5 protein-coding genes are annotated in these 6,687 nt (G+C 67.9%); 2 read left to right on the top strand and 3 right to left on the bottom strand.

Features of this window, described 5'->3' with window-relative positions; genetic code table 11:
• Positions 1-1,451 (bottom strand): cytochrome ubiquinol oxidase subunit I (locus tag PEM_RS11575; protein ID WP_119706104.1); only part of this gene is annotated, 1,451 nt, incomplete at its 3' end.
• Positions 1,452-1,679: 228 nt separating this feature from the next.
• On the opposite strand from PEM_RS11575, the gene cydD reads away from it, so the two are divergent.
• The gene (cydD, locus tag PEM_RS11570) at positions 1,680-3,425 is read left to right on the top strand and encodes a thiol reductant ABC exporter subunit CydD (protein ID WP_111127475.1); all 1,746 of its coding nucleotides are present in this window, start codon (positions 1,680-1,682) and stop codon (positions 3,423-3,425) included.
• On the top strand, positions 3,422-5,095 hold the full coding sequence (cydC, locus tag PEM_RS11565) for a thiol reductant ABC exporter subunit CydC (RefSeq protein ID WP_111127471.1): 1,674 nt from the start codon (positions 3,422-3,424) through the stop codon (positions 5,093-5,095). The genes cydD and cydC overlap by 4 nt, the downstream gene beginning before the upstream one ends.
• A gap of 85 nt (positions 5,096-5,180) precedes the next feature.
• On the opposite strand, the gene PEM_RS11560 is transcribed toward cydC, so the two are convergent.
• Entirely contained in the window at positions 5,181-5,525 is a 345-nt protein-coding gene (locus tag PEM_RS11560; protein ID WP_065186050.1) for a DUF1294 domain-containing protein, read from the bottom strand.
• Positions 5,526-6,638 (bottom strand): homoserine O-acetyltransferase, encoded by a 1,113-nt coding sequence (locus tag PEM_RS11555; protein WP_111127465.1) that lies wholly within the window; start codon positions 6,636-6,638, stop codon positions 5,526-5,528.
• Between the last annotated feature and the right edge of the window lie 49 nt (positions 6,639-6,687).

Genomic DNA, 6,687 nt, shown 5'->3' with positions numbered 1-6,687 from the left:
TAGATCGCGGTGAAGCCGGCCAGGGTCAGCACGATTTCATGCAGCGCCAGGCCCGATGCCGCATAGAAGGTCGGCAGCACGCCATCGACCGCCCACGGCTGGCGGCCGTATTCGGCGACGAACCAGCCGCACTCGATCGCGATCCACGGTGCCGGCAGCGTCCACAGGGCCAGCTTGAGGAACCAGCGCTTGTCCTGGAAGTTGTTGCGGCACGAGTAGTAGAAGGCCAGCGCGAAGAAGGCGATCAGGTAGAACCCCAGGCCGGCCATCACGCGGAAGGTCCAGAACAGCGGCATCACGCGCGGCACCGTGTCCATCGCCGCCTGCGAGATTTCCTGCGGGGTGGCGTTGAGGATGTCATCGCGATAGCGCTTGAGCAGCAGGCCGTGTCCCAGGTCCTGCCAGTGGCGGTCGAACATCTCGCGCGCTTCCACGTCGTTCTTGTTCGCACGCAGGCGTTCCAGCGCGCCGTAGGCGAGCTGGCCACCGCGCACGCGGTGTTCGGCGCGCTCGACCAGTTCCAGGATGCCCGGAATCGGCTGGTTCAACGAACGGGTGGCGATCAGGCCCATCAGGTACGGGATCTTCACCGCGTAGTCGTTCTGGTGGGTGTCCTGGTTCGGGATGCCGAAGGCGGTGAAGTCGGCCGGCGCACGCTCGGTCTCCCACATCGCTTCGATCGCGGCCAGCTTCATCTTCTGGTGTTCACTGGCGGCGTAACCGCTCTCGTCACCCAGCACCACCACCGACAGCGAGGACAGCAGGCCGAACGCTGCGGCCACCGCGAACGAACGACGGGCCAGGTCCTTGTGCTTGTTGCGCAGCAGGAACAGGGCGCTGATCGCCATCACGAACACCGCACCGGTCACATAACCGGCGCTGACGGTGTGCACGAACTTGGCCTGCGCCACCGGGTTGAACACCACCGCCATGAAGTCGACCACTTCCATGCGCATGGTTTCCGGGTTGAACACCGCACCGGTCGGGTTCTGCATCCAGCCGTTGGCGACCAGGATCCAGATCGCCGACAGGTTGGTACCCAGCGCCATCAGCCAGGTCACCATCAGGTGCTTGACCTTGGTCAGGCGGTTCCAGCCGAAGAAGAACAGGCCGACGAAGGTGGCTTCCAGGAAGAAGGCCATCAGGCCTTCGATGGCCAGCGGCGCACCGAAGATGTCACCGACGTAGTGGCTGTAGTAGGACCAGTTCATGCCGAACTGGAATTCCATGACGATGCCGGTGGCGACGCCCATGGCGAAGTTGATGCCGAACAGGACGCCCCAGAACAGGGTCATCCTGCGCCAGATCTCCTTGCCGGTCATCACGTACACGCTCTCCATGATGGCCACCATGAAGGACAGGCCGAGGGTGAGCGGTACGAATAGGAAGTGGTACATCGCGGTCAGCGCGAATTGCAGCCGCGACAGTTCTACGACTGTCTGATCAATCATGGCCTGGCTACCTCGTTGGATAGTGCCGTTGCAGGTGGCGGGAAGGGTGGTCTACGACGTGAATGATGTGACCGACTACTTCAAACAGCCTTGATCCAGATCAATGTATGAACAGGTGCCCCGGTTGATCGTATGCCAACCTGATGAAGACTGCGACTGCTGGCCGCAGAGGCCGGCCATTGCCTGCGCCTACAATGCCGTGTCTCCCCCGTTGCCCGTGAAGACCCCTTGAGCGCTGCCGAAACCTCCTCCGTCGCCCTGTCCCAGGACGCCGAAACGACCCGCCAGCGGCGCGCCCGCAGCGCGTGGCTGGCCGATCTGGCGCGGCCTGCTCGAGGCCGCCAGCGGCTGGCGGCACTGTGCATCAGCCTGTCCGGTGCCCTGTTGATCGGCCAGGCGGCCGCCATTGCCTGGCTGGTGCAGCAGGTGCTGGTGGAGCGCGCGCCGCTGGCCTCGGGGTTGCCGGTGCTGGGCGGTCTGGCGGCGATCCTGGTGGCGCGCACGCTGCTGAGCAGCGCCACCCAGGCCGCCGCCGGTGATGTGGCCGATGCCGCGCGGTTGGCCCTGCGTGAACGCGTGTTCGGACGCCTGCTTGGCCTGGGGCCGCTGTGGCTGCGCCAGCGCCGCACCGGCGAACTGGGCGAACTGATGCTGCATCACGCTGATGCGATCGAGAGCTATTACAGCGGTTTCCTGCCGGTACGCACCGAAGTGGTGGTGGTGCCGCTGCTGATCCTGGCCGCCGTAGCCTGGGTCGACTGGGTGGTGGCGCTGATCCTGCTGTTCACTGCACCGTTGGTACCGTTCTTCATGATGCTGGTGGGCTGGGGAGCCGAAGCGGCCGGCCGCGCGCAGCTGGGTGAGCTGGCGCGGATGAGCGGCCATTTCGCCGACCGCATCAAGGGCCTGGGCCTGCTGCGCCTGTATGGCCGCGGCGAGGCTGAGCTGGAGGGGATCGAGGCGGCTGCCGAAGGCGTGCGCGTGCGCACCCTGAAGGTTCTGCGCATCGCTTTCCTTTCGTCCACGGTGCTGGAGTTCTTCGCCTCGGTCAGCGTGGCGATGGTCGCCCTGTACCTCGGGCTGAGCTATCTGGGCATGATGTCGCTGCATGCAGCGGTACCGACGCTGGGGGCGGGCCTGTTCTGCCTGCTGCTGGCGCCGGAATTCTATGCGCCGCTGCGACGGCTGGCCGCGCACTACCACGACCGTGCCAATGCGCTGGCTGCCGCTGCCGAGGTGGAGCGCCTGCTGCAGTCGCTGCCCGATGAGCAGCTCCTGATCGAGAACGAAGCTGCGCCGCTGGCGGTGGAGCCGGCCGAGGCCGCGCTGCCGCCGCTGCGGGCACAGGGTCTGGTGCTGCGTCCGCTGGGCGCGCCGCACGATGTGCTGCAGGATCTGGACGTGCTGCTGGAACCGGGCCAGCGCCTGGCCCTGGTCGGTCCCAGCGGGTCCGGCAAGAGTACGTTGCTGGAGGCGCTGGCCGGTTGGCTGCCGCCGCGTGCCGGCAAGCTGCAGGTGCGTCCCGGCGTGCAGGTGGCCTATGCCAGCCAGCGTCCGTACCTGTTCCACGGCAGCATCGCCGACAACCTGCGCCTGGCCGATCCCGGCGCCAGCGATGCGCGCCTGCGCGCGGTGGCCGAGGCTTCGCAGGTACTGCAGTTTGCGCAGCGCCTGCCGCAGGGGCTGGATACGGTGATCGGCGAACGTGGCTTCGGCCTGTCCGGTGGTGAGGCGCGTCGCATCGGCCTGGCCCGCCTCCTGCTGCGTGATCCGCAGGTGCTGCTGCTGGACGAACCCACCGCGTTCCTGGATGCCGATACCGAAGCGGCATTGCTGCGCAGCCTGGCCGCATATGCACGTGGCCGCAGCGTGGTGGTCGCCACCCACAGCCCGGCGGTGATCGCCTGGGCCGATCGTTGCCTGCTGCTGCCGGAAGGCCGCCTGGTGGAACCGGCACAGGCGGTGCGCGCATGAGCCGTTCGCCCGATTCGCTGCGCGCGGTGTTCCTGCGCCATCGTCCGCGCCTGTTGCTGACGATCCTGTTGTTGTGGACCACGATGCTGGCCGGCACTGCATTGCTGGGCCTGTCCGGTGGTTTCCTCACCGCGGCCGCGCTGGCCGGTGCCGCAGGCCTGGGGCAGGGATTCAATTTCTTCTCGCCGTCTGCGGGTATCCGTGGCTTGACCCTGGCGCGCATCGTGTCGCGCTACTTCGAAAAGCTGGTGGGCCACGATGCCACCCTGCGCATCGCCCGCGATCTGCGCGTCTGGTTCTTCCGCCGCGCGCTGCCACTGGCGCCGGCACGGCTGGGGGCTACGCGCACCGGCGAGTTGCTGGCGCGACTGCTGGGCGACATCGGCGAAGTGGATGGCCTGCTGGTACGGGCGATCGGGCCGCTGGTGGCGCTGGGTGCGCTGTCGGTGGTGGCGGTTGCATCGGCGGCGCTGATCCTGCCGTCGGCGGCAGTGCTGCTGGCGGTGCTGGCGCTGCTGATCGCCTTCGGTGTGCCGTGGCTGGGCGTGCGTGGCCACGATGAGGAAGAAGCCGACCGCGCCGCGCATCGCGCCGCATTGCGCACCGCGGCCTTTGAAGGGTTGGAAGGGGCGGGAGATCTGGCCGCGCTGCATGCCGATGCCGCGTGGCAGCTGAAGGTGCGCGTGGCAGCCAAGCAGTTGGCCTCGCGTGACCGCCGCCGTCGCTGGCGCCTGGTCGCGGCCTCGACCCTGCACGGCCTGGTGGCCGGTCTGGGCCTGGTGGCGATGCTGGCGTTGGCCCTGCACGCCGCCGAACGGCAGCGCATCGCGCCGGAGATGGCGGCGGGCCTCGTGTTCCTGACCGTGGCGTTGATCGAACTGTGGGCCGGCATGGGCCTGGCCTGGCAGTCGCTGCAGTCCGGGCGCATTGCCGCCGATCGCCTGCAGGCGATCATCGAGCAACCGCCGACGGTGGACGATCCGCAGGTGCCACAGCCGGTGCCGCAAGCCGCGCGCGTGCATTGGGACGATGTGCATTTCCAGTGGCCGGGCGCGGCGCGGCCGGTGCTGTCCGGCCTCCAGCTGTCCCTGGCGCCAGGCGAACGCATTGCCATCCGCGGCGACAGCGGCAGTGGCAAGACCACGCTGTCCAGCCTGCTGCTGCGGCTGTGGGATCCGCAGCAGGGGCGAATCACCTATGGTGGCCGCGATCTGCGCGACGTCGCCCAGGCTGAGTGGCACCAGCAACTGGCGTGGCTGCCACAGAACGCACCGGTGTTTGCCGGCAGCGTGGCAGAAAACCTGCGGTTGGGCGATCCCGATGCCAGCGACGCCGCCTTGTGGGCGGTCCTCCGTCGCGTGCGCCTGGGCGACTGGGCCGAGCGCAACGGTGGCCTGCAGGCCTGGGTGGGCGAGAACGGCGCGACGATGTCGGCTGGCCAGGCGCGACGGCTGGCGCTGGCGCGGGCACTGCTGCGCAACGCGCCGATCCTGCTGCTGGACGAACCAACCGAAGGGTTGGACGTGGATACCGCACGTGCGCTGCTGCAGGATCTCTCCGGGTTGCTGGACGGGCGCAGCCTGTTGATGATCACCCACGACGACCTGCCCGAAGGCGTGGTCGATGCGCAGTACCGGTTGCGTGATGGGGTGTTGATCCGCGAATCGTGACGATGGTCTGGTAGTGCCGGCCGCTGGCCGGCAATTGAAGCGTCTGAGGTTGCCGGCCAGCGGCCGGCACTACCGATGGCGAGGGTTATCGCGAAAATTCGCGCAGCAGTACCGCGATCGAGGCCACGTTGGCCAGCACGCACAGCCAGAACACCCATTGGAACGCGGCCTTGCGATGCTTGTGGCGGAACATCGCCTGGCCCAGCAGCGCGCCGGGCCAGCCGCCGGCGAACGCCAGCAGCTGCAGCGTGCGTTCGGGAATCCGCCACTGCTTTCGCTGCGCCGCGCGCTTGTCATGGCCATAGAGGCCGAACGACACCGCGCTGGCCAGCACGCACCAGCCACCCAGCCACAGCGGCAGCACGCCGCTGATCATCAATGCAGCCAACGCGCCGAAGGCAGCCAGCGCGAGATTACGCCGCCACGCCACTTACAGCGCGTCGAGGAAGCCGCGCACGGCCGGGCCGAAACGCTCGAAATCGACGAGGAAGGCGTCGTGGCCCTGCGGCGATTCCAGGCCGATGAAGTGCGCATCGGCACCGCCGGCGCGCAGGCCATCGGCAATCTGTTGCTGCTGCTGCACGGGGAACAGGATGTCGGTGTTGGCGCCGATCGCCAGCGCCTTCTCCACCCGGACCTTCGCGAGCCCAGCCAGCACGTCGCCGTCGGCATACTCGGCCAGGTCGAACCAGTCCATCGAGCGGCTCAGGTACAGGTAGCAGTTCGGATCGAAGAAACGCACGAAGCGCCGTGCGTGGCCTTCCAGATAGCTTTCCACCTGGAATTCCAGGCCGAACGGATCGTCGTCGGTCTGGTCCGAATCCAGCCGTACGCGGCCGAAGCGGCCATCCCACTCCAGTGCGGAGCGGTAGGTGATCACGCCCAGCTTGCGCGCCATGCGCATGCCGGACTCGGGGTACTCGGCATCGTCGTAGTGGCCGCCATTCCAGCGCGGGTCAAGGCGGATCGCCTCGCGCTGAAGCGAGCGGATCGCGATCGAGAACGGCAACGCCTGCGCGCTGCCGGAAATGTTGACGTGGCTGCGCGCGATGCCCGGATGCAGCATCAGGATGGCAAGGGCCGTCATGCCGCCCATCGAGTTGCCGACCACGCAGGCCAGTCGCTCGATGCCCAGTGCACGCACGACGTCGACGGCGGCGCGGGCGCCGTCTTCGACCGACAGCTCGGGGAAGTCCAGGCGATACGGTTCGCCCGTGGCCGGGTTGAGCGAAGCGGGGCCGGTCGAGCCCTTGCAGCTGCCCAGCGAATTCACGCACACCACGAACCAGCGGTTGGTATCGATCGGCTTGCCGGGGCCAACCATCGCTTCCCACCAGCCCGGTGCTGGGTTGGCCTCGTTGGCCGCCGCATGCGCATCCGGCGACAGGCCGGTCACGATCAGGATCGCATTGCTGGCATCGGCGGCCAGCGTTCCCCAGGTCTCGTAGGCCACGCGCGCGCAGTGCAGGGCGCCACCGCGCTTGAACGGGAACGGCGAGGGCAGGGCGTGGAAGCGGGTGCCGGGCGGGATGAATTCGGTCATGCACGCATTCTAGCGGGGCCGCATGTGGAGCTGGCGACACGTTGGCTTC

Origin of the sequence: Stenotrophomonas sp. Pemsol (assembly GCF_003586545.1) — a bacterium.
In the GTDB taxonomy this organism is placed as follows: Bacteria; Pseudomonadota; Gammaproteobacteria; order Xanthomonadales; family Xanthomonadaceae; genus Stenotrophomonas; species Stenotrophomonas sepilia.
The sequence above is the reverse complement of the archived record's forward strand: the minus strand, read 5'-3'. Positions and strand labels throughout refer to the sequence as shown.